Source organism: Pseudoalteromonas sp. 0303, from assembly GCF_013349995.1.
GTDB lineage: Bacteria > Pseudomonadota > Gammaproteobacteria > Enterobacterales > Alteromonadaceae > Pseudoalteromonas.
The window spans coordinates 1-25074 of record NZ_JABVXF010000022.1 but is presented as its reverse complement, the minus strand read 5'-3'; the positions used below and the strand labels follow the sequence as shown (position 1 = coordinate 25074).

The window sequence follows — 25074 nt, the reverse complement described above, 5'->3', positions numbered from 1 at the left end:
AAGAGTTATGCGTATAACAAAGCGTCGTCCAGTGAGTGTAGGGGAAATGCTGAAGCTAGAGTTTTTAGAGCCTATGGACATTACATCAAAAACTTTAGCTGAAGCAATGGGTGTGCATAGAAATACAGTTAGTAACTTGATTAATGGCGGTAGCTTAACGGCGCCACTTGCAATTAAGCTAGCTGCTGCGTTAGGGAATACCCCAGAGTTTTGGCTTAATATCCAGCACTCCGTAGATTTATGGGATACGAGAAACCGTTATCAAGAAGAGGCTAAATCTGTAAAACCCTTACTTTCTGCTAAAGAAACCTCACTACGTACATCACAAACTATTTAAAGAACTCATAACGTATATTGTCAATCCACAATCTTGATCATTCCGGCAAATTCATTTGCTAGTGAAGCTGAGAAAGACGAATTAAAAGCTTTCGTACATAAGTTTTTATAATTAGCTTTTCATCTGACAATATTTCGTGGCATGTAATGCACAGAGCCACGCTAACACAAAGGTGTTAGCGGGCATCATTAACTTTGGAGCCAATTAGCTCACTCAACTAACTTAATTTAGTGTGGGCTGCACATCTAAGCCATACCCAAACATTACTGCTAAAACTAATACAACCGATGCTGCGACCATTAGTTTAATTAGTAGTGGTAAACAGAATCTAAACCAATGACCGTAAGGCACACCAGCCATCCCTAAAATGCCCATCAGTACAGCATTGGTAGGAATGATCATATTTGAAAAGCCATCACCAAATTGATAAGCAAGCACGGCAACTTGTCTTGGTACACCCACTAAATCACCTAGTGGCGCCATTAGTGGCATGGTGACATAAGCTTGCCCTGAACCAGAAGGAATAAAGGTATTAAGCAGGGTTTGAATAACCAACATGCCAATTGCAGATATTTCAGCTGATACATAAGAAAGCGGTAACGACATGCCATGTACAAGGCTATGCAGGATTTGGCCGTCTTCTAAAATAAGTGCAATACCACGTGCAACACCAATTAACACTGCGGTAGTAACAAGATCAGACACGCCTTCTATAAATTTGTTAGCTGCTTCATCAGCAGAGAGTTTGCCTAAAATGGCTACAACTACACCCCAAGCAATAAAAACACCACCTAGCTCGTATAAGTACCAGCCCTTCGTTGCGATGCCCCATACTGCAATTGCAAGGGTAATAATAAAGCTGCCTAAAACTAGTTTATGGCGCAGGGCAAGTGCTGGGTAACTTGTTGCTGTTTGATTTTCCAGTGGGCAAGGCACGCCAATCATCATTGATTTAGACGGATCGTTCGCTACCTTTTTGGTGTATTGCCAAACATGATGAAAACCAATGAGCACAAATGGAATAAATATAGCTAAACGTAACCATAGGCCAGAGTAAACAGGAATACCTGCAATTTGCTGTGCGATTAATACCGTAAATGGGTTAAATGCCGAAACACCATAACCAATACCATAACCTGCGACTATCATACCTACGGCAGTCATTGCATCTAGTCGCATTGCCTTACAAAGCGCTACAAGAATAATAACAAAAGGAATATATTCACCGGCGGTACCGATACTGCTTGATGCTAAGGCAAAGCAAAACACCACCATAAAGATTAATCGTTGCGGCTTTTTACCATGTCGCTCTAAAAGCCTACCAATGAGTGCATCAACAGTGCCTGTGGCACGTGCAACAGCTAATACACCGCCAACAATTAACACAAAGAAAATAACATCTTGAGCAGCAGCAAAAGCGCGAGGTATGGCTTGTAATAAATCCCATGGGGTTAGGTAATGGCGCTCAGCAACTGTTTGATAGGTGCCGGCAACAACCATTTCGCGGCCAGATTCACTCAATGTAGTAGTGAAAAAACCTTGTGGTACTAACCAGGTAGCTATAAGCGCAACAACCATCATGCCCAGCAGCAGTATCAGGGTATGTGGAACTTTAAAACGTAAACCCATTTATTCTCCGTAATTATGTTAGGTTAAATTCTTGAAATCATAACATGATAAAAGCTGATAGGTTGTCTCTAAAATATCCACACTGTTAATGATTGTAATAATTTCGATACAAAAAAGGCCAGAAAACTGGCCTTATAAAGTTTATTTGAATTTTATTTAGCTAACCCAAATGGGTCATCAATGCTATGAGCAGGCTCGGTAAACCAGCGCGGACCTTCGTCTGTCATATAAAAATGATCTTCTAAGCGAATACCAAACTCATCCGGTATTACTAACATGGGTTCGTTACTAAAACACATACCTGGTGCGAGTGGGGTAGGGTTACCACCAACTAGGTATGGCCATTCATGAATATCTAAACCAATGCCATGACCTGTTCTGTGTGGACAGCCTGGTGTTTGATACTCTGGACCCATGCCATTTTCGGCTAGGTACTGCCTTGCAGCATCGTCTACTTTGCCACATGGCTCACCATTTTTTGCGGCAGCAAAAGCAGCAAGTTGGGCATTTTTCTCGTGTTGCCAAAACATACGTTGGCGATCGGTTGCTTCACCAAATACATAAGTACGGGTAATGTCAGAGAGGTAATCATGTACTTTACAGCCAGTATCAATCAGTACCACATCACCTTTTTTAAGGGTTTGCGGGTTTTTAACGCCATGCGGGAAAGACGACGCAACACCAAATAACACAATACAAAAATAGTTACCCGGTGCGCCGACTTTTTGGTGCGCTTTTTTAATAAAGGCTTCAACTTCAGTGGTGGTGATACCTTCATAAAGCATACTTGCCGTTGCTTTATGTACTTCTAAAGTCATGTCCATAGCACGTTGCATTAAGGCAAGTTCACTGGCTGATTTATGCATGCGGCAATGAGCTGTTACGCACTGTGCGTTAACAATGTTGTAATTGCCGTTCGCTTTATTAATGCCGTCGTAGATAAAAAATTGTGCGCTTTCATCAATACCAAGGGTGCCATTTTTGCTAATGCCCATTTCTGTAAGAACATCTACACACCGTTGATAAGGGTTTTCGTGCTCTTGCCAGCCACGAATTGGGCCATCAATCACCATAAAATCGTTTAAGCTGCCGATTTCAAAAAACGGCGCTATGTATTGCACATCACCTTTAGCAGGTAAAATAGCGCCAACTAAACGCTCACTGGCGTACCAACGCATCCCTGTAAAGTAGGCTAGGTTAGTGCCTGCATTTAAGTAAATTGCATCAATATTGTTTGCTTGCATATACGCTTGTGCTTTTGCGATGCGCGCATGAAATTCGTCATTTTGAATAGGGGTTAAATCTGTTGTCATATCTGACAAAGAGTCAAGCGCCTGCTCTGGCGTTTGTGTGCCAATACCATATGTTGTCATTGAGTACTCCTTGGTTTTTTGTGCATTGTGGCTTGAGTAAACACCCGATGCAAACTCACTGCGACTAATCGCATAATATTCGTATTTATGGTTATAACTGTTAGCATGCGCAAAAATAAGGAGCGACAATGCAAGTTAATTACTTAAAAAGACAAGCTGAATTTAAAGCCTTGCTAGAGCAACAAGGTTACAGCGCCATGTTAGTACTTGGTCATGAAAATATTCGTTACTTAAGTGGTTTTAGCGGTAATGCTGCTTATGCATTAATTACTCAAAATGCGTGTGTGTTGATCACTGATTACCGTTACCATCAACGTGCAATTGCTGAAACAACAGGGTTCGAAATTGTTTGTCGAGACAGAGACAACGAAACTCTTGGCCATTGTATAAACAGGCACCTTAACCCAAACAGCAATGTCGCATTTGATGCAAGCTATGTCACGGTAGCAATTTGGCAAGGTGTGGCAGATGAGCTAAGCGGCCACACTTTAACAGCGGTAAACGGTTTAATTGAAAAACTTAGACGCGTTAAAGACAACTGGGAAGTTGCACAAATTAAAGCTGCTGCGGCCATCGCTGATGAAGCATTAGCACAAACACTACCTTATTTTAAACCGGGGGTAACTGAGCGAGACCTTGCCTTAGAGCTTGAATTTAGAATGCAAAAGCTTGGCTCAGAAGGTATGTCGTTTGCCACTATCATGCTATTTGCAGAACGCTCTGCCTTACCGCATGGTAACCCGTCAGATCAGGTTTTAAAGCAAGGTGACTTTGTAACCCTTGACTTTGGTGCTGTTGTAAATGGCTATCGCTCTGATATGACTCGCAGTTACATCATTGGCGAAGCGTCAGAAAAACAAACCCGTATTTATAATACTGTACTCGATGCACAAAATGCGGCACTTGAAATGGTTAAACCAGGTGTTAACTGTTTAGATTTAAATGCCATGTCAAACAAGGTGATTGCTGAGGCGGGCTTTGGTGAGTACGCAGGTAAAGGCCTGGGCCATGGTTTAGGGCTATTTTTACATGAAGTGCCATTTATTAACACATTGACAGACTACAACCTTGAAGTTGGTAATGTGATCACTATTGAGCCTGGCATTTATATACCAGGCTACGGTGGTGTGCGCCTAGAAGATGACATAGTTGTCACCGAATCTGGTTTTGAGGTGTTAACCCATGCGCCTAAGCCATTTATAATCTAGTGCTTAAATTAAAGGTTATTTTTTAGCATACGCTAAGCGGGCTAAACGTTCAGTTACATGGTAACTATCAAGCCCGCTCACTGCGACTGTGTCAATGGCTTCAATATCGACAAAGCCATCTTCTTGCAAGCAAGCCTCATCTAAGTAAATGTCGGTTATTTCACCTATGATCAGCTCAGTGCCATTGATGGCAAGGTGGTGGTGTTCTCTCAGCTCAAGCGCATATTTAAGCTTACTTTCTTTAACAAAAGGCGCTGTAAATTCATTTAGGTATTCAGTACTGAGCCCTGTTGCATCAAATTCAGACTCGTCCTTGTCGTAGCGTGCCGATGTTTGATGTGCTTTGTTATAAATGTCTTTGTTTACGTGGTTAATCGTGTACTGTTTAGTGGCTAATAAGTTCTCTAGGGTATGGCGAGGCACTGAATGGGGCCTAATTATCATACCCACTAAAGGGGGATGTGCGCCAAGATGAAATACTGAACTGACAATCGCTAAATTAGTTTGGCCGTTGCTATTTTGAGTGCCGACTAAGTTGGCACTTTTAAACCCCGACAAACTATTAATTAAATGAGCGCGGTAGCGGTTTTCTAAATCAGCAATGGCTTGTTTTGTAAAATGCATAAATTTCCTGTTACCAGTCTATGGGTTTTCCTTGCCAGTCAAAGTAGGCAGGGTTTTGTGATTGTTGTAAATAGTTAGCATCACTTATCAATGAATGCAGCTGCTCGGCTACAAACTCAGGGGTAAATAGCTTTCCTTCGGGCACATTAGCTTGAAAGGGCTTTGATAATGGCGTATCAGTAGTACCTGGGTGAAATAACACGCAGTGGCATTTTTTATAGCGTCTGCTAAGTTCAATTGCTGCAGATTTAAATAACATATTTAATGCCGCCTTCGATGCCCGATAGCTATACCAACCGCCTAACTTGTTATCACTAATGCTACCAACACGTGCACTAAGGGCACACACCACAGTTGAAACTTGTGGCTTTAAAAGCGTTGAGAATAAAGCCACACAGCGAATTGGCAGTAGGGCGTTTGTCTGCATGCTATTTATAAAGTGCTGCTCAGATATTTGTTCAAGTTTACGTTCAGGTACGTGCTCTGGATCATGCAGTAGGCCATTAAATATCATCAGTTGTGTTAATTCATAGTGGCCACTGGCAAGTTCTTTCGCAATACCACTTAAGCTTTGCTCTGAGTAGTCAGTAATAAAATGCTGGTGGCTTATCTCATTGCTTACAGATTCATTAAAACTTGCCTTAAATTCACCTCGACTGATGGTTACGATATGACCCGTGTTTATTTGTTTATGAAGAGTAGTGAAATAAGCATTTGCAATTTCACTGCCTGCACCGCACAAAATATAGAGTTGCATTTTTGACCTGTTCTAAAAATATTTGAAAATTTTTTTCGCTCAAAATATCACCAACTAATAAAATGATAGTAGCTCTGTTTGTCTTGCTCTAACCCTACAAACACATAAAAAAAGGCGGGTAAAGATTTGACCATGCAAACATTAAGGATGCCTTAATTTACGGGGATTTTACCTTTTTAATTGGTAAGTCCATTTTACCAATCAAGCTGGCTTTAACGCTTTGCAGCTGACTAAGCTGCGTATTTATTACACTTTTATGTTTATAGATTGGTTATTCTTTTTTACGAGTATGTTAGAAAATTCGATCTATTAAATTAACGCTGACAATGATATTAATAAAAGGGATCAGTATTTAGCTGCGTTCGTGCTTGGCTAAATACTGTGCAGTAAGTACTTTCAACTTAGTTAAAGAAAGGAGTATGAGAATGAGTGAACAATACGCTGCACTTCGCGGTAATGTTAGTATGCTTGGACAAATGCTGGGTCAAACCATTAAAGATGCACAAGGACAAGCCATTTTAGATAAGGTAGAAGAGATTCGCGCTTTATCTAAATCGTCACGTAGTGGTAACGAAGCCGACAGACAAGCGCTTATCGAAGTACTACACGCTCTCACAGATGAAGAACTATTACCGGTTGCACGCTCATTTAATCATTTTTTGAATCTTGCTAATGTTGCTGAACAATTTCATACCGTATCGCGCTTTAATGATGTTGGTTTTTGCCAACTAAACCCTCTCACTCAAACATTAAAAGCGTTAGCAACAGCATCAAAGCAAGGTCAAGTTGATCCTAATCACTTGGCACAAACACTCTCAAAACTCCACATCAATTTAGTACTGACGGCTCACCCAACTGAGGTGACACGCCGTACAATGATTAATAAACACGTTGAATTAAGTGATTGTCTTGCCTCTTTAGAGCGTAAAGATAACCTACCTAGTGAACGTGCAGATTTATTAAATCGTATTGCCCAACTTATTAGCCAAGCGTGGCATACCGACGATATTCGTCGTTCACGCCCAACGCCAATTGATGAAGCTAAATGGGGTTTTGCGGTTATTGAAAATAGCTTATGGCACGCTGTTCCGCGTTTCTTACGTGAGTTTGGCGAAGACGTAAAAGCAGAGCTTGATCTAGAGCTACCTATTGATTTCAGCCCAATTGAATTTACTTCTTGGATGGGCGGCGACCGTGATGGTAACCCGTTTGTAACTGCTGAAGTCACACAGCAAGTACTTGATCATGGCCGCTGGATGGCACTTGATTTGTATTCGCGTGATATCGAAACGCTAAGCAATGAGCTATCTATGTCGGATGCAAGTGATGAGCTTATTGAGCTTGCCGGCCAAGACTTTGAACCTTATCGTGCGGTACTTAAAAAATTAAAGAATCAAATTGCTGAAACAGTGACGCATTTGGGCGCTAAAATAAAGAAAAAGCGCGCTGATTCTGAAGATTTAATTACCGATATCGCGCAAATTAAGCACCCAATCGAAGTGTGTTATCGCTCGCTTATTAAGACCAACATGAAAGTAGTTGCTGATGGCTTGCTGCTTGATGTTCTGCGCCGCATTAACAGCTTTGGTCTGCGCCTTGCAAAACTTGATGTACGTCAGGATTCATCGCGTCATGGTGATGTTTTCTCGGAGCTAACACGTTATTTAGGTTTAGGTGATTACCATCAATGGCAAGAAGAAGACAAACAAGCGTTTTTACTTGCTGAGCTAAACTCTCGACGTCCGTTAATTCCAAAACATTGGCAACCAAGCCCAGAAGTACAAGAGGTGCTAGATACATTCGATGTAATTGCAGCGCAAGATGCACAAACATTTGGTTTGTATATAATTTCGATGGCACGCACTGCATCTGATGTGCTGGCAGTACAGTTACTGCTTAAAGAAAGTGGTTGTAAGTTTAACTTACCGGTTGCGCCATTATTTGAAACGTTAGACGACTTAAATAATGGTAAAGAGGTTATCGAATGTTTACTTGATAACACTTGGTACCGTGGTCATATTCAAAACCAACAAAATGTCATGATCGGCTACTCTGACTCAGCAAAAGATGCAGGTATGATGGCTGCCGGTTGGGCACAATATGAAGCTATGGATAAGCTGGTTCAATTAGCCGAAAATCGCGGTATTGAGCTTATTTTATTCCACGGCCGTGGTGGTACTGTCGGTCGCGGTGGCGCACCAGCTGCCCAAGCACTTCGCTCACAGCCTCCGGGTTCATTAAAAGGTGGCCTGCGTGTAACAGAGCAAGGTGAAATGATCCGCTTTAAGTTTGGTTTGCCTGCTGTAGCGCTACAAAGCTTAAATATTTATGCCGGTGCTGTTCTTGAAAGTAACCTTCTGCCGCCACCAGAGCCGAAGAGCGAATGGCGTGATGTTATGGAGCTTATTAGTGCAGATTCGTGTGAGCATTACCGTCAAGTTGTGCGCCATGATGAAAACTTTGTTCCTTACTTTAGAATGGCAACCCCAGAGCAAGAGCTTTCTAAACTGCCACTTGGTTCTCGCCCAGCTAAGCGTAACCCGAACGGTGGGGTAGAAAGCCTTCGTGCTATTCCATGGATTTTTGCATGGAGCCAAAACCGTTTAATGCTGCCAGCTTGGTTAGGCGCATTAACAGGCCTAAAAGCTGCGTTAGATAAGTATGGCATCGAGACACTTCATGAAATGAGCTTAAAATGGCCATTCTTCCGTGCTCGTTTAGAGATGCTAGAGATGGTATTTAGTAAAGCTGATACATGGTTAAGTGCGCATTACGATGATGCACTAGTAACTGAACAATATAAGCCATTAGGCGTGAAGTTACGTCAAGAATTGAGCGAGGCTATTGAGCTTGTTCAGTCGCTTAGCCCGCAAAAGAGCTTACTTGCAGACCAACCTTGGATCAAAGAGTCAATCGGGCTTCGTAATCCGTACACAGATCCACTTAACTTATTACAAGTTGAGTTACTACGTCGTTCACGCGAAGCTGACGAGGGTTCAGAGGGCGATATTGATAATGCATTAATGATCACTATGACAGGTATTGCTGCAGGTATGCGTAATACCGGTTAATAGCTGGTGTCATCAACCAATCGAGCATCGATTGGTAGGCTAATAACAAATCGTGCGCCGCGCTTACATGACTCGGCGCCGATTTTCCCTCTTAGGTTATATTTAACTGCGTTAAATACTACGTTTAAACCGAGCCCCAAATGATTACCGCCTAAATTAGTGGTGTAAAATGGCGTGAGTATTTCATGAAGTATTTCGTCGTTTATTCCAACGCCGTTATCTTGGTAGGTAATTTCAACTACATGTGTATAGGCTTTAATTATTACTTCGACAACACCTTGGTCAGTATTAACAAAGGCATGCTCACAGGAATTAATTACCAAGGTTTTTAATACATCATTTAAAATAGTTGGATAAGACGTAATAACACCCTCATCTCCATGAATTTTAAACTCAATTTGTTTACCCAGATGTTTACTCAAAGGGTATAAACGATGACTAATAAAGCTTGGCAGCTGTATTTTGCTCATTGGTTTATCAAGGTGAATAGACACATTGAGCGCTTTAAATTCTTCGACGATGCCGGCATTAATGAACTTGCGGTCACTATGGTGCCAATAGGGGTATTAAGTTGATGCGCCATACTGGATACCAGTGCTGTTAAAGAGGCTATTTTTTCGATTTAAATCAGCGCATTGACAAACTCAAGCCAAATAATATAACCAATCGCGCTTTCATGACACACCAATCCATTAAAAAATGAGCATAAAAATTGCTCACCCATTTTGCTGTCTAAATAACGCTAAATATTATAAATTTTAACTAAATATAGGTTTATCTGATAAAGTTTGATTCTATGAAAGGAAAATTCATACTTGCGTTTAAAGTAAATGAGGTATGAATTTGCATAACAATTCTTTAAATTAGATCTAATCCTAAAATCTGAATTTCACAACTGGTCATACCTATTTTATTGCTAGGTGTTGACTAGAGAGGCGATATTAATAAAATAGCCCAGCTTTTTGATTCAGCTACTGTTAAGCCAAATCAACCCCCACGCTTTTTTAGAGTAACTTATGCCAAACGTGTCTACTTGCATCACTTATGATGCATCGACGTCACTCGTGATGATGACGTTAAGAGGGACTGCTAGTGCACAGGATGTGATAAATTTTTACCAAATTGCCCAACAATATTCAGAATTACATGGGTCAAAGAAAATACTCGTTGATGTGTCTGAAATGACGCACAATTTCGCACCTGCTGATTTATTCACCATCATGCCGGAAGTGGCAAACTCTTTGAAAGAAGCTGTTGTAGCAATTGTTGTAAGTTTTGATGGATTTATGCACGACTTATTTATGCAAAAAGCAAAGCGCTATAACTTACAAGCTGAAAACTTTGAATGTTTTAACAAAGCAAAAAATTGGCTGGTTCGTCAATAATTGGTCGAGCTTGTCATCGCTATTTTGTTGTGTATATCTGGGCTTACAAATACCGCTAATTTTTAGCTTTTATTGTGCGATTTACCTTGATGTTTACCGCCAAAACCTAGCAATTCATTACGTAACCTTTTAAACTGTTTAGCCAATTAATAATTATAATTTGTTATGACAGCAACTAGGATAGATGCAAGCAAACTAGCTCAAAATTCAGAGCCGTTTAGCTTCAATGATCAACAAAAAAATTCTCTTTTTGCCCAGCTTAAACAGCAACGTGGCATCTTATCTCAATCTGATATTTCTTCTCTTTGTCAGCAGTTTCAAGTTAGCCAACTTGAGTTACTAAAAGCCTGTGTACCCGTCGCAAGTTTATTTTCTGTCGCGCCTATTTCTAAATTCTATGTTGGCGCTATTGCTGTAGGGTTAAACAAGCAAGGCGAGACAAATTTCTATTTTGGCGCAAATGTTGAGTTTTCTCATCAAGCATTGAGTTTGGTCGTTCATGCTGAGCAATCAGCCATTAATAATGCATGGCTTAATGGCGCGCAAGCAGTGTTAAAAATTGCTATTAGCGATGCACCTTGTGGTTACTGCCGTCAATTTATGAATGAATTGAGCACCGCAGACTCACTTGAGATTTTATTGCCAGAACGCGATTTTAATCTTCATGAGTTATTACCTTATTCATTTGGCCCGAAAGACCTAGGCAATGAAGCCTGTTTTTTTTCTAATAAGCAAAGCGATAAACAGTTTACTGATCTTTCGATTGATGATGCTAAACTTATTCAATTGGCACTCAATGCATACGTGCCTTACACAGGTAACTTTAGTGCGGTTAAATTAACGACTTTTGATGAAGGTGACTTTTACGGAAGTTATGCTGAAAATGCAGCCTATAGCCCAAGCCTTTCGCCATTACAAAGTGCATTGAGTCAGTTTTATCTTGCGGGCTTAACCTTTGATGATAAAACAGTTAAGTCAATCACCTTGTTAGAAACACAAGGGGCAGAAAATCAATATGAGGTGGCTAAAAGTGTGCTGGCAAGCTTTGCAAACCCACCAGCATTTGAGCACTGTGTTGCTAAACTAGCTTAGCAATAGTTTTGCAGCTTCAATGACGACGGCGACTGATTTTTTCTCAATCTCGCCGTGGTCAACATTCGGAATTTCTTGTTTAGTACGATTTACTAATACCCCTGCAACACAGGCTGCGCGTAAGCCAAGGGCAGCACACATAGTAAATAGTGTTGCTGATTCCATTTCATAATTCATCACGCCTAGTTTTTGCCACTCTTCACAGCTGCCTTGGAATGAGCGAGGAACATAGCCAGAATAAGTATCGTAACGTTCTTGACCCGGGTAGAAAGTATCACTCGATGCAGTAATACCAATGTGGAAATTAATTCCTAGCTTATCACATGCATTTACCATCGCTTGTGTTGCAAAGAAGTCAGACACAGCAGGGTAGCTTAGTGGTGCGAAATGCTGGCTAGCACCATCTAAACGAACTGAAGCTTGGCTAATTAAAATGTCGCCTTCGTTAATGTGTGGCTGAATTGCACCGGTCGTGCCAATACGCAAAAAGGTATCAATACCTAGCTGAGCAAGCTCTTCAACAGCAATTGATGTAGATGGGCCGCCAATACCGGTAGAACAAACTACAACGCTGTGCCCGTTTAGCTCACCTCGGTATACATGAAATTCACGGGTCTTCGCTAAGCATTCAGGGTTATCGAGAAGTGTTGAAATGCGTGCTGAGCGGTCAGGATCGCCAGGGACAATCGCAAGGGTTGCGCCGTTTAAGTCCTGACGAGTAAGCCCTAAGTGAAATACCTTTTCCATTATTAAACCTTATTTTTGTCTAAAGCGTAATACTTTAATCATATGCGTTTAAAGTACAGGACAGATGTCCTATTAGATCACCAATGTTGCAAGAATCGCACAGATAACCTAAACCTAAAGAAGTAACGATAAAAGAGGATATATTATGCCTGCTTCATCTTCTATGAGTAAACACCATGAGTTTGCACGCTGTTTAGAAAGCTCGAAAATTTCAATTGGTGCGCCTTTTCATTGGTTAGCACTTGCATTTAAAGATATCGCTAATGCGCCCATACTGAGTCTAGTCTACGGATTAGTATTTACCTTGATACCTGCGACTATCATGTATTTTGTTTATCAGTTTGATACGCACTTAGTTATATTGCCTGCAGTCGTTGGCTTTGCATTAATTGGCCCTGCTTTTGCTGCCGGACTTTACGATGTTGCATGGGAGCTTGAAAAAGGCCACAAACCCACTTTAATGCACAGCCTTAAATCGATGTTTAGAAACCCAGCAGGTGAATGGGGCTTTGCGGTGTTATTAATGGTAATTATGATTGTTTGGATGCGCTTAGCTGCACTTATTCATGCATTGTACCCGAACGTTGTTAACCCGAGTTTTGAGCAGTTATCTGCGTTTTTAACGCTAGGTAGTATGGTTGGTGGTATTTTACTGGTCACTGTATTTGCGATTTCAGCATTTACCCCGCAAATTATGATGGAACGCCGTGTTGATATTATGACTGCGGTAATTTCTTCGATGAACGCGGTTAAAACCAATTTTGGTGCTATGGTTGTTTGGGCTGGCTTGATCTTGTGTTTAGTGTTTGTCGGCTTTATTACAGGCACTGCTGGGTTTATCGTTATTATGCCTTTATTGAGCTATGCCAGTTGGCATGCTTACATTGCAGTAATCAAAACCAAGAAGCCAAGAGGCTATGAATAATGAGTATTCACTTCGTTTGAATATAAATCTATAGCGGCAATCACCTAGGTTGCCGCAAAATTTGACTTTCTTTTCGCGCATGTTATACCTGCCCAAATACAGCGCTCTTATTTGACTAGAGCAGTTTAAATTCATCTGCATTAAAATTATAACTATTTAATATCAGTGAGTTATAGGTTTGGTTGAGCAAGTGATTGTTGAGTCTCAAAAATCCAGACTATACACAAACTTAATTGCGTAACTTTTTTAATTACGCATGAATATGCAGATAAAGATCAGCGGAGTAGAGATGAGTAACACACAAAAAGCCTTCCACGAAAAACTAAGTCAGTGTCTTTGTCCTCCTGGCGATGGCGTATTTACAGTTAATACAGCAAAAGAACGTAAAGATGCGCTGCGTACTAAATTATACGGCCAAACAGATAATGTTGATGTGCTTTGGAAAGAGTCACTTGAAACACTGGCAGAGTCTGAACACAAAGCGGTAATTTTAGGTATTAGCTCTGACTGTGGAGGTGGTATTTTACGTGGTGCTAACTGGGGTCCATTATTTTTACGCTCTACCTTGATTGATCAACAACCACAAGCGCGCGCCTTTGATTTAGGTGATGTTCGTGTGATCCCACATTTACTTCATGATAAATACCTTAACGATGCAACCATTACAAACTGTCAAAAAGCGTTATATGCTGATGAAAAAAGCGAATATCATGTATCGCCTTTGTCTATCACTGAAGATGTCTGTGACGGCTTTTATGCCAATTACCCAGATAAGGGGATTTTTGGTATCGGTGGTGACCATTCAATTAGCTACCCGCTGACAAAAGCTTACTTAAAAGCAAAGCGTGATGCGGGTAAACGCACTGCAATCATTCATTTTGATGCTCATACAGACTTATTAGTAGAACGTTTAGGTATCGATTTATGCTTTGGTTCATGGTGTACACATATTCTTGAGTACTTACCAGCTCCACGCAACTTAATTCAATTTGGTATCCGCTCTAGTGGTAAGCCTAAGCAACATTGGGAAGACACGTTTGGTGTTAAACAACATTGGGCACATGAAATCATTGAACGTGGCGCTAAAGCAGTTGCTAAAGAAGTAATTGCACAGCTTAAAGCAGATAATGTTGATGAGCTTTACGTGAGCTTTGATATTGATGCACTTGATGAAAGCTTTGCTTCAGCGACAGGAACACCAGAAGCCGGCGGTTTAACACCTCAGCATGCATTAGACATTCTACTTGCATTGGCTGACGAGTTCCCAATTACTGGTGCTGACATGATGGAAATTGCACCATTCACAGACAGCTCATTAATTGGTCAAACAAGTTCTGAAACAACGCTAAGAGAAGGCGCTAAAATCTCAGCATTCTTAATTAATGCAATGAATAAGTAATTGACTCTAGAGCGGAAACACCCTATTTCCGCTCATTCCTTTTTACTAAATAATATTTCAATATCTGCAACTTCGAGCTATATTATTATAAAAAATAATTATAATTTATTTGGTATCGCTCATCATGCGCACAATTCTAACCCTGTCATTGCTGCTTTTTCTGCAACCTTGTTTTGCAGCGATCACTGTGGTGACCGAAAACTTTCCTAATTTTCAATACCTAGATGAAAATGGCGTATTAACTGGCACTGTGGTTGATAAAGTTAAATCAGGTTTAGAAAAAAGTGGCGTAGATTATAAGCTGTCAGTAAATTCTTGGTCAATTTCATATAACGCTGCATTGCGTGATAGCAATACCTGCATCTTTTCTATGGCAAGGCTTCCGGCACGCGAAGATAAGTTTACTTGGGTAGCGAAAATTGGTGGCTTTTCGGCGTCATTTTATTCGTTTAAATCTGAGCAAGTAACTATAGCTAACATAGATGAAGCTAAGAAATACCGAATTGCAGTATTAAAAAATAACTATTCACACATTTACCTAAAAGAAAACGGCTTTGATGAGCGTAATCAGCTGATCTTACTTGATAGTTTTGACAACATTTACGATATACTGAAAAGCAGACGCTCAAGTATCGATTTAGTTATCCTTAGTGATGAGCAATTTAAATATGAGCGCGATAACGACAGCACCCTTGAAGATTTAAAACCGATATTTAAACTGCCCGTTGGCACACCTCAGTTATACTTTGCTTGCAATAAAAATATCAATCCTGTGACTCTTGAAAAATTAAATAAAGGCTTTGCTGCTAACGATTAAAAATAGCACTTGTTGATTACTACAAAGTGGCTATAATCAGCTGCTTTTTGTCCATTCTCGCCAAACTCTATGTAGCCTAAACGAGCAAAAAGTTGTTTGCATTCAACACTCTGAATGCGCTTAATTATTAGGAGCTACAATGAGTGATTTACTCATTATCATGATTTTAATTTTGATCAGTGCATTGTTTGCAATGAGCGAAATTGCGATTGCGGCATCTCGTAAGATCAAATTACGAGTGATGGTGGACGAAGGCAACAAAAAAGCCCAAGCAGTGCTTAGCTTGCAAGAGCAACCTGGGGCATTTTTTGCCATGATACAAATTGCCCTCAACGCAATTGCCATTTTAGGTGGTATTGTTGGTGAGCAAGCATTATCTCCTTACATAGAACAAATCTTAGGCATGATTTATCAAGGCCCGTTATTGAGTCAAATCAGCTTTTTAATTTCGTTTTTGAGTATTACCTCTTTGTTTATTTTATTTGCTGACTTATTACCTAAACGGTTAGCCATGATTATGCCAGAGGCGGTTGCGGTAAACGTGGTGTCCATTATGCGCTGGGTGACTTTTGCGTTAACTCCTTTTGTTGTTTTCTTTAATGGTATAACTAATTTGGTTTTACGCGCGTTTAAAGTACCCGCTGAACGAGAAGATATTGTCACCACAGAAGACATCGTTGCGATGATGGATGCAGGGGCAGAGTACGGCAGCTTACAGCAACAAGAATATGAGCTAATTGGCAATGTATTTGATTTAGAAGCACGTTTTTTATCGAGTGTGATGACTCCTCGCGATCAAATTGTGTTTTTTGATGTAAAAGCTGATGCTCAAGAAGTTGCAACCAAAATTATTGAGCACCCTCATAATCACTTTTTAGTGTGTGATGGTAGTTTAGATAAATTAATTGGCTCGGTTGAATCAAAAGATATCTTACGCAAGGTGCTAAAAGGGCAAACTGCCGAAATCGATAATGAATTAATAAGCCAAGATATTTTTTATCTGCCAGAAACATTGAGTCTTTCAGAGGCGCTAAATACTTTCAAAAAAGCGGCAGAGCCGTTTGCCGTAGTGGTTAATGAGTACGCGCTAATGGTAGGTATTGTTACTGTTAAAGATTTAATGAAAGGATTTATGGGCGACTTAATTAGCCACCAGGGTGAAGAGTTAATTATTCAACGTGATAATTCATCTTGGCTGGTCGATGGTTTAACACCTGTGGTTGAGCTTGCTAAGGTCCTTGAAATTGAAGAGTTCCCTGAACAGTCTCATTACGAAACAGTCGCAGGGTTTTTGATCTACACCATGAAACGCCTGCCTAAACGTGCAGAGTTTATTAATTACGGTGGCTATAAGTTTGAAGTGGTCGATGTTGAAGGAGTGAAAGTCGAGCAACTACTCGTTACTCGCATTTCTGAACATGTTTAGCATAGTGTTTAAGGCCGCCGATGCGGCCTTACTCAAAGGCGCCCTTCACAAGGGCTTTGCCTCTACTCACCATATGAACACCCTTTGACCAGCATTCTGTTGGCGCAAGCGTTGTTTTATCAAGTAACACAAGGTCGGCATCTGCATTTTGCTTAATTACACCTTTATTTATACCCAGTATCTGCGCAGGGTTTGATGTAACAGCCATTAAAGCGTGTTCAATCGAAACATTATATTTTTGCACTGCTTCTACAAACGAGCCATGCAATGTGGACTCTTTACCTACTTCAAGGCCAAGCAGGTTAAAGCTTTTGTCAAAAATAGGAAGGCTTGCATGGCCATCTGAGCTCATGGTTAGTTTTGTTGGGTCGACTTTATTCTCTAGGCAGTAAGCTAGTGCGTGTGCGGCAGAGTATTCACCATGAGCAAGGTCATACTCGGTTGTACTTGTAGTAAAATCGATAGTGCCACCGGCTTTACAAAAATCGACCCCAGCATTAAGTAAGTCGATATTACGATTCATGTGAGTTGGGTAAAATTGTGCCAGCGAAATATCGGTTAGCTTATCAACCTCATGTAATAACGATAAATGTGTGTCAACAGGGCCAACATGAATGCTGACAGTGCCTTTTTTACCACTTAACATGCCGGCCACTTTTGCCTCTGCAGCCAGTTCTGCAAGCTGTTGTACTGTGGGTTGGCTACTGCGATGATCAGATATAGCAACTTCTCCCACGCCAATAAACTCATCTATGTACATTAAGTCGCTGGTGATTGAGCCTGTCAGTGTTTTCGCAGGTAAATGATATGAGCCCGAATGGCAAAAAACGTTGAGCCCAAGCTCTTTCAGCTCTTTTGCTTTAGCAATCAAATTACTATGAGTTCGGCTACTTGAGTCAGTGCCAAGAGCTGCAATAACGGTTGTTGTACCATGCAGTGTTGCATCAGTCAGGTTCATTTCTGGTGTTCTACTTGCAAAGCCAGCTTCGCCGCCACCGCCAGTTATATGAACGAGTGAATCTACAAACCCCGGGGCCAAAATACAATGAGTGCCATCGACCGTGGTAATCCCCTGATAGGTATCGATAGTTATTTCAGGCTGTATATCAACTATTTTTGTGCCAGCAATAAGAACATCTTGAATGCCTAAAGGTGAGGGGGCGAAAACGTCTGCGCCTTTTATAAGTGTTAACATAATTAAATCTTTTACTGATAGTTAATAAAGTGTGCGAGAAAAATAAAACCACTGGCAAGGCCAAACAAAGCTAAAGTGAAGCGCCAAATAAAACGTGCCCATTCACTCCAATCTAATTTAACAATACCTAAACAGCCAATGAGACTAGCAGAAGTAGGAATAAAAATATTCGTTAAACCATCACCCAACTGAAATGCCAACACCACAATTTGACGTGAGATATTTAACAAATCACCGAGCGGCGACATTAGCGGCATTGTTATGGCTGCTTGTCCTGAACCTGACGAAACAAAGAAGTTAAATACACTTTGAAATAATAGCATGCCCCAAGCAGCAATATAATCGGGCACAACTGAGATGCTGGTGGCGCTATAGTAAAGCAAAGTATTAAGGGTTGAAGGCGACGTTAAATCGCTACCGCCAAGTATTAAAATAACGCCTTTTGCAAGTGCCACTAAAAGCGCTGCAGGTAAGAGCTCTTGGGCTCCTTCTTTAAATGCGTTTGCGCTTTCATTGGCAGTTTGTTTTTTGAATAGGCTGGCGATTACAGCGCAAGCAATACCTAGGCAAAAGAATTGCGCTGCTAATTCAGGAATATAATACTGCCGAGCCATCACGCCCCAAATAACCCAAATAATACCTGCAATAAAGGTTATTAAGATAAGCTTATCTGCGCTGTCTAAGCTAATTGACTTGTTATTTTCTTGAGCACTTAGGTTCTTTGCCGATCTGATTGAATTAGCATATCGGATAGTAAATAGAAGGCCAAATGAGGTAAAAACCAGCCACGCAACCATTCTGAATCCGGCACCAGAAAACACCGGGATCTCTGCAATTGATTGAGCAATTGCGATACTAAATGGGTTCATCCAAGAGGTAGCAAAGCCAATTTGTGTCGCAACATAAGTTGTTAATACAGTTACTTTTGCATCATAACCGAGTTGTTTCATAATGGGGAATAACACAATACAAAAGGCGATGGCTTCTTCACCCATACCAAATACTGCGCCTCCTAATGAAAAAAGCACAAATAGCAAAGGAATGAATATCCACTCTACGTGTTGTGTTTTATTAATCAGCGCCATAATGCCGTTATTAATCGCACCCGTTTTTAAAATAACGCCAAAGGCGCCACCTGTGATTAAAATAAATGCCATTACCCCGATGGCTGCACCATATTTGTCACCAGAGACTAAGCCTTCAAACAATACATTGGCTAGACCAATGCCTCCTCCTTCTGCAAAAATGGCGGGTGGTGTATGTTCTGTTGCTTTTTGATACTGTGATAATTCAACACTGTGACTATCTTGTTCGGCATTAAACACACCGGGTGTTATAAATAAACTGGTTAAATAGGCGATGACTGCGACGCATAACAAAATGATGCTCGCATCAGGCATCGCAAACTGTTTGTTTTTCATAAAGTCACTTAACGATTGTTCGAAGAATGTGAGAAAAGCAAGGTATTGTAGCCCTTGCTGAGAAAGATTAACACTGAGAGCCGCGAGTTTGAGTTATTGATAACACAAACTTAGCAATGTGGGCGACATAGAGCCGCCCACATTAATGTTAAAAGCGATAGCTCAGACTCAACGTATAGCGAGTGCCATATGCATTATGATTGATTGAATCAAACCCGCGGCTTGAACCATATAGTTTAGGCGGTTCTTTATCGAAGATATTATCAATACGAGCGCGGATTGATAATGCATCATTGACAAAATAGCCAGCTGATAAATCCCATACTAACCAGTCATCAACGTCACGTTTTAACTCCTCGTTAAGCTCGCCAAGCTCTTCTAGTTCGTCTATTTCACGACCACGCAGCCCTTCGATATCATCCTCATAACTACTGGTATAATTGGCACCGAGATTTAAGTAATAACTCTCTGCTTCCCAATCAATAGAAAATCTGCCTACATTTTCAGGGTAGCGATAAGTACCGATTAATTTTTCGATTGCATCTGAGCCAGGTTTATTTCGCTCAAACTCTAAATAGTGTGTACCATCGAAAGCGAGTGTTAAATTGCCTTTTGCAAAAAGAAAACGATGATCGAACTTAAAGTCAATTCCCGCTAAGGTTTGTGTGCCGGTATTTTCCAGTGGAATAACATGGTCTCTAAAAAGTGGCAGGAATAGCTCATCTTCGCGCGGATTAAACTCACTAATGTAGTTTGTTAGGATCTCTGAAAGATTAGCGCCATCACTTTCGATATTAAGGCCAGCATTATCGGTTACTTCACACAGCTGCTGCTCGTACGAAATACCTTGTTGCCCTTGTGGTACTAAGCCACAGTGACGAAGAGAAGCATCTGTAATTGCTCTATCTAGCACTGCAGTCATATTGGTATCGATGACTTGCTCATGATCAAAATGCCAATAATCGACAGTTAGATTGGTATTTACAGATGGACTCCATGCAAAGCCAATGCTGAGCGCTTCAGATTCCTCGGCTTTGAGTGCTTGATTCCCAAGTTCTAGGCTGTTAACACTGACTTCTGTACCATCACCCATACAGTATAAGTCTGCAACTGCCTGATTTGCGCCGCAATCAAAGCTTGATTGTGTGGTACGTAATTTTACACCAGCTTGAGTTAATGAAGGTGCTCTAAACGACGTTGACCAAGAGCTCCTAATAATTAGAGAATCTGAAGGGCGGTAGCTTAAACCCACTTTAGGGTTAAACGTTCCACCAAAGTCATCGTAATGATCGTAACGACCAGCAACTTGCAGTTCTAGCTGCTCAGTGAGTGGCACATTCAACTCTACAAATGCAGCGTATTGCGTACGGTCTGCTTCTGATAAGCTCGAGCCAAAACCAAAAACATCAACTAAATAACCATTTTCAGGACGGGCTTGTGAGTCTAACGATGGAATATCTTTTAATTCTTCTCGTCGAGCTTCAATACCAAATGCAGCATAAATGGGTAACTCATTAAACGTAAATAAATCGCCATTAAAGTTTAAATCCCATCCGTAAACTGTACTTTCACCACTTCTACTTGGGTTTGCTTTTGCAAGTTCAAGCACCGCATCATTATTAGCATCACCCTGTAAAAAAGGGTTGTAGAATGGCATTAACTGACCTTGCGAACAATTGAGCTGTGTTCCATCGTATGTAGCTAATGATCCGTCAGAGCATAATTCACCAGTGATTGCAGCATGAAATTGGTAGCGGTTGTAAATTCCATCAATCGCTTCTTGCTCTGACTTAGAACGAGAGAAGGTTACTCCCGACTCCCAACTCCAGTCCCCAATGTAACCTGCTAGGCTGCTGACTAAGCGAAAGTTTTTAGTTTCAACTTCAACTGTACGCGGTGAATTAAAACGTGCATCAAATGCAAAGCCATACACTTCTCGTCCTGCTTGAGTGGTAAATGGATCAATATAAAGCTGTTCCATAAGGTCGTTACTGCCATCAGCGTTATCATAAATGAATAGCGCATCTTCTATGATATAAGGACCATCATCGTCGTTTATTTGATTGATTGGTGCAGGTGATGAATAGGCTTTTGATTTAGTTTGGCTATAGAAGAAATCGGTATGCCAATCTAAATCACCTAAGCTGCTGTTAAACATAAAGCCAGTTGAAAGGCTTTCAAATGGGGTTTCTAGGTAATCATCTTGGTTAGCATAGTAAGCACAAATTTGCTCACCATACTCAGTCGTGACAAGCTCTGTTTTACAGTTTGGCGCTGGTAGTTCATTGCCATCTCGGCTGCTGTAATAATAAATGTTTGGTGAGTTCTCAAGTTTCGGTAAATATGAGTAACCATTCACTAGATTAGGTGTTGCGGTATAACTTCTGTCGGTCGCTTTAAAGGCATTGCGGTCGTAAATATCAGCAAATATCGTTAAGTTACTTTCACCGATATTGGTTCCGTAGACTAAGTTAAGTTGCTTCTTAGCTTCGTCATGATTGTCAAAACTATTGGTGTAAGAAGTGTTTACTTCAGCTCCTTGATAGTCATCTTTGAGAATATAGTTAATAACACCAGCGACAGCATCAGCACCATAAATTGCTGATGCGCCAGTGGCTAAAATATCAATGCGCTCGATTGCAGCAAGCGGAATTGAGTTCACATCAACAAAGTTTTCAGTGCCTGCTGCGAACGAGCTAGGTGCTACACGGCGGCCATTAATGAGTGTTAATGTAGCTGAGGGGCCCATACCTCTTAAGCTTGCAGCGGATTGACCCGCTGGCGTTGAGGTTGATGTACCACCACTTTCAGATGTAGAAAAGGTACCAGATCCGCCTTTAAAAACGGATAAATCTTTTAATAATTCATGAATAGTGTTCGCTCCTGAGCGCTTGATTGCATCTTGGTCAAGCACTGTAAGCGGGATGGTTCCTTCTAAATCAACCCCTTTAATTCGTGATCCTGTTACTTCTACTCGTTCAATTTTTTCTGATTGTTGGTCGTTTTGAGCATACACAGTTTGTACTGGGCACAGCACTGATTGCTACAGCAATTGATAACTGACGAAACATATTGATTTACCTTTGTCTTAAAAAACACACGGCAAAACCGTGACGTTTTGAATAATTGTTATAATTTTTAGACAGGGCAGTGGGTTATAGACACAACTAGCCCCTCACAGGAAGTGAGGTGTGGCTACTCGTCAAACCACTCCGAAAGGTAGTGTGGTGAGTAGAAATATGTGCAAAGCGATAATGCGTTTTTCAACATAATTCCAATCCGTAAGGTCTTTTGACAAAGCTAGCTATACAGTGCTAGCTTAATCGCGTTTTTAAATGTTCCTTTTTTTATAGCAAGCAACAAAAAGCTGCGCAAGCAATTTTCTAATATTTTTTTACAAGAGTGTAACAATATGAACATCCTTAAGGAGCAAAAGACTAAATATCAAACTTCAGCTTTTTCTTTGGTATTTGGTTTGTTTTTCGCATCATTTGGCAGCAATGTCTATGCAAATGATCAACAGCAAACGTTGGTCTTAGTCGGCGGATCTTTGACCACCTGCTCAAGTATGAGCCCTAAAAATTGTCTTTCTAATAAACAGGTTAGTGGTAAACAAACTAATCAATATCGATTAAATAATGATGCTTTATCTGCAATAAAGACAAATTGGCCAACAAAGAATAAAAAAAATCGTCAGCAAACGCTTAAGGTATTAGCACAGATTGCACGTGAAAAGTCAGGCGTGATCACTAAAAGTGATATTTTATGGGCATGGCGTGATTTAGATAACAAGTTACTAAACGAACTCACTGATTCAGAATACAACTTTGTCATAGACTCACTTGAAGTCGCTGTATTAAATACAGATTCTACCCGTCAAAAAGAGCAGGTTAGTACAAGTGATAATAACGAACGTGCAGCCAATGATATTTTAGACTTTGTTGCTGCTTCATTAAAAACAACCACAGAATCACCAACAATTTTAGCGGTAACGGCTTCAAGCAGAGACCCATATGAATCAGCTGACTTTTATGAAGGGCTATTAGACTTTACTGGTGTAGAATCAAGCTGGTTACCTCTAACCCCCGCCTTAGCAAAAGCGATTACCAGTAAGCAATGTGAGAGTTTGGATTCTTTACGCACTGACTCTATGGGCGTTTTTAATCGTGAGACAATTTACCCTGATCGAATTAAGGCCGAAAAATCGCTTTGTGATAAAGGGGTCGATCATTTAGTTGAGCTAATTGAAAATGCCACGGGGATTATGTTTAACGGTGGCGATCAGAGTTTAACCAGAAAAGTACTGTTTGATGATAACGGTAAGCAATATCCTTGGACTCACGCAATTTTACAAAGACCATTACTTGTTGGCACAAGCGCAGGTACAGCGGTGCAAAGTGGTGGTAAAAATGCCTACGGCACAGTGCCGATGATTTCAAATGGTACAAGTTTAGCGGCAATGAGAGAAGGCTCGTTTGCGGTGTCTGCGCCGAGTGAGCGCTGTGAAAATGAATGCGGTGATAAGATTTCGGCTGATAGTCTTACCTATGAAAAACAAGGTGGGCTTGGCAGCTTTACTTATGGTGTTCTTGATACACACTTTAGCGAGCGCAACAGAACAATGCGTTTGGCAAGATTACTAGCAGATACCGGGCAACAGCATGGCTTTGGCATTGATGAGACCACCGCCCTTGTATCAATTCGAGCTGGTGAAACCGCACTAATGACGGTGATTGGTAAAAGCGGTGTCGTGCATGTTAAATCTGACGCTAAAAACAACGGAGCAATCAGTTATTGGCCTGCTGGTGCAGTTATTGATGTAACAAAGGATGGTTTTAATCTCGCTAAACGAACAGTTGATTATGCACTCCCTAGTATTAAAATTCCGCCACTGCCGATGCAGCGTTTCGGCACAATATTTTCAGATGCTAAATTACGTTCGCTTGTACAAGCTATGTGTTTAACTCAAGAGCAGCAGGCAGTAGCCCAGCACGATGAGTTTTTATTGGACTTAAATGCCACTGACAATACTCATTATTACCGTGTAAACACCAGTAGTACAGGCTGTGCGGTAGAAAACCTAGCCTTTAAAGTTAAGACATTTTAACGATGTAAGGTACTGAAAAAGTAGTGGATTATTTGTTCATTATTAGTTAGCGTAAGGCTAATAATGAACAAACCATGGAATGGGGTTATGAAATATAACGTACTACTTTTATTTATTTTTGGCTGTTTATTTGCCTATTTATCTATACCAGTCATAGGTTATGGCTCGGCTATTGCGATTCCAACCGAAGTACTTTCAGCCCTTTATGACTTGTCACCTAACTTTGCTTTATCAATGGTTGATATCGTTACTTTAGGCCTTCCTTTGTTAGCGTTACTTTTAGTATTTTTACTCATTAGTAAGTCGCTGTACCTTAAAGATAAAGCTTATTCATACTTTATATTGCTGACACCATTTTTAGCGCTGCATTTATATTTTGCTGTTAACACCTTTTCTGCAAATATTGATAACACCACTTTACTGACTAGTCTGCCTAAGTATGTATTACTAGTACTCTTTCACATATATTTTGATCAGTTGCCCTTACTTAAATTCAGGTAACTGATCTTTTTCAATCAATAATTCAATACTCCTGCTTTTTCCAGTAACTGATGTTATAAA

General features: G+C 40.6%; 20 protein-coding genes and 1 pseudogene. 12 read left to right on the top strand and 9 right to left on the bottom strand.

Annotated features, from left to right (window positions below):
• The first annotated feature begins 7 nt into the window (after positions 1-7).
• Entirely contained in the window at positions 8-337 is a 330-nt protein-coding gene (locus HUS62_RS14520; RefSeq protein WP_175080087.1) for a HigA family addiction module antitoxin, read from the top strand.
• 222 nt (positions 338-559) lie between these two features.
• On the opposite strand, the gene HUS62_RS14515 is transcribed toward HUS62_RS14520, so the two are convergent.
• Both HUS62_RS14515 and HUS62_RS14510 read right to left on the bottom strand, forming a co-directional pair.
• Entirely contained in the window at positions 560-1966 is a 1407-nt protein-coding gene (locus HUS62_RS14515; protein ID WP_175080086.1) for a YfcC family protein, read from the bottom strand.
• Between the two features lie 152 nt (positions 1967-2118).
• Positions 2119-3339, bottom strand: a complete 1221-nt coding sequence (locus HUS62_RS14510) for a Xaa-Pro peptidase family protein (RefSeq protein ID WP_175080085.1) — start codon at positions 3337-3339, stop codon at positions 2119-2121.
• A gap of 128 nt (positions 3340-3467) precedes the next feature.
• Here HUS62_RS14510 and HUS62_RS14505 point away from each other — a divergent pair, with 128 nt between their 5' ends.
• Positions 3468-4547 (top strand): Xaa-Pro peptidase family protein, encoded by a 1080-nt coding sequence (locus HUS62_RS14505; RefSeq protein ID WP_175080084.1) that lies wholly within the window; start codon positions 3468-3470, stop codon positions 4545-4547.
• Positions 4548-4562: 15 nt separating this feature from the next.
• Here the strand turns inward: HUS62_RS14505 and HUS62_RS14500 are convergent, their stop codons facing one another.
• Positions 4563-5171 (bottom strand): flavin reductase family protein, encoded by a 609-nt coding sequence (locus HUS62_RS14500; RefSeq protein ID WP_175080083.1) that lies wholly within the window; start codon positions 5169-5171, stop codon positions 4563-4565.
• A gap of 10 nt (positions 5172-5181) precedes the next feature.
• The gene (locus tag HUS62_RS14495) at positions 5182-5928 is read right to left on the bottom strand and encodes an SDR family NAD(P)-dependent oxidoreductase (RefSeq protein ID WP_175080082.1); all 747 of its coding nucleotides are present in this window, start codon (positions 5926-5928) and stop codon (positions 5182-5184) included.
• A gap of 425 nt (positions 5929-6353) precedes the next feature.
• Between HUS62_RS14495 and ppc the strand changes: the two genes are divergently transcribed.
• Complete coding sequence (ppc, locus tag HUS62_RS14490) at positions 6354-8999, top strand: phosphoenolpyruvate carboxylase (RefSeq protein ID WP_175080081.1); 2646 nt, start codon at positions 6354-6356, stop codon at positions 8997-8999.
• Here ppc and HUS62_RS14485 read toward each other — a convergent pair.
• Positions 8996-9421 carry an ATP-binding protein gene (locus HUS62_RS14485; RefSeq protein ID WP_175080080.1) on the bottom strand — a complete coding sequence of 142 codons (426 nt, stop codon included), beginning with the start codon at positions 9419-9421 and terminating at the stop codon, positions 8996-8998. The two genes, ppc and HUS62_RS14485, sit on opposite strands and share 4 nt — an antisense overlap.
• 12 nt (positions 9422-9433) lie before the next feature.
• On the opposite strand from HUS62_RS14485, the gene HUS62_RS14480 reads away from it, so the two are divergent.
• The 3 genes from HUS62_RS14480 to cdd all read left to right on the top strand — a co-directional run bounded on the left by HUS62_RS14480 (position 9434) and on the right by cdd (position 11476).
• Positions 9434-9574: a hypothetical protein gene (locus HUS62_RS14480; RefSeq protein WP_175080079.1), complete on the top strand. Its 141-nt coding sequence runs from the start codon at positions 9434-9436 to the stop codon at positions 9572-9574.
• 441 nt (positions 9575-10015) lie between these two features.
• Positions 10016-10384, top strand: coding sequence for a hypothetical protein (locus tag HUS62_RS14475; protein ID WP_175080078.1), 369 nt, complete (start codon positions 10016-10018; stop codon positions 10382-10384).
• 165 nt (positions 10385-10549) lie between these two features.
• Positions 10550-11476, top strand: coding sequence for a cytidine deaminase (gene cdd, locus HUS62_RS14470; RefSeq protein WP_175080077.1), 927 nt, complete (start codon positions 10550-10552; stop codon positions 11474-11476).
• On the opposite strand, the gene udp is transcribed toward cdd, so the two are convergent.
• Positions 11468-12223: a uridine phosphorylase gene (udp, locus tag HUS62_RS14465; RefSeq protein ID WP_175080076.1), complete on the bottom strand. Its 756-nt coding sequence runs from the start codon at positions 12221-12223 to the stop codon at positions 11468-11470. The genes cdd and udp overlap by 9 nt on opposite strands.
• Positions 12224-12368: 145 nt before the next feature.
• Between udp and HUS62_RS14460 the strand changes: the two genes are divergently transcribed.
• From HUS62_RS14460 to HUS62_RS14445, 4 genes are all read left to right on the top strand, one after another.
• Complete coding sequence (locus HUS62_RS14460; protein ID WP_175080075.1) at positions 12369-13148, top strand: DUF2189 domain-containing protein; 780 nt, start codon at positions 12369-12371, stop codon at positions 13146-13148.
• 289 nt (positions 13149-13437) lie between these two features.
• On the top strand, positions 13438-14547 hold the full coding sequence (locus HUS62_RS14455; protein WP_175080074.1) for an arginase family protein: 1110 nt from the start codon (positions 13438-13440) through the stop codon (positions 14545-14547).
• Positions 14548-14671: 124 nt separating this feature from the next.
• On the top strand, positions 14672-15364 hold the full coding sequence (locus HUS62_RS14450; RefSeq protein ID WP_175080073.1) for an ABC transporter substrate-binding protein: 693 nt from the start codon (positions 14672-14674) through the stop codon (positions 15362-15364).
• A gap of 139 nt (positions 15365-15503) precedes the next feature.
• A complete protein-coding gene (locus HUS62_RS14445) occupies positions 15504-16790 on the top strand; it encodes a hemolysin family protein (RefSeq protein WP_175080072.1) in 1287 nt (428 codons plus the stop codon).
• A 28-nt stretch (positions 16791-16818) separates the two neighbouring features.
• On the opposite strand, the gene iadA is transcribed toward HUS62_RS14445, so the two are convergent.
• The 3 genes and pseudogenes from iadA to HUS62_RS14430 all read right to left on the bottom strand — a co-directional run bounded on the left by iadA (position 16819) and on the right by HUS62_RS14430 (position 22477).
• Positions 16819-17985 carry a beta-aspartyl-peptidase gene (gene iadA / locus HUS62_RS14440; protein WP_175080071.1) on the bottom strand — a complete coding sequence of 389 codons (1167 nt, stop codon included), beginning with the start codon at positions 17983-17985 and terminating at the stop codon, positions 16819-16821.
• Positions 17986-17996: 11 nt separating this feature from the next.
• A complete protein-coding gene (gene yfcC, locus HUS62_RS14435) occupies positions 17997-19406 on the bottom strand; it encodes a putative basic amino acid antiporter YfcC (RefSeq protein WP_175080070.1) in 1410 nt (469 codons plus the stop codon).
• A gap of 148 nt (positions 19407-19554) precedes the next feature.
• Positions 19555-22477 (bottom strand): annotated as a pseudogene (locus HUS62_RS14430) (TonB-dependent receptor domain-containing protein).
• Between the two features lie 341 nt (positions 22478-22818).
• Here HUS62_RS14430 and HUS62_RS14425 point away from each other — a divergent pair.
• Complete coding sequence (locus HUS62_RS14425; RefSeq protein ID WP_258536786.1) at positions 22819-24513, top strand: cyanophycinase; 1695 nt, start codon at positions 22819-22821, stop codon at positions 24511-24513.
• Positions 24514-24576: 63 nt separating this feature from the next.
• Positions 24577-25014 carry a hypothetical protein gene (locus tag HUS62_RS14420; protein ID WP_175080069.1) on the top strand — a complete coding sequence of 146 codons (438 nt, stop codon included), beginning with the start codon at positions 24577-24579 and terminating at the stop codon, positions 25012-25014.
• Positions 25015-25074 lie beyond the last annotated feature (60 nt).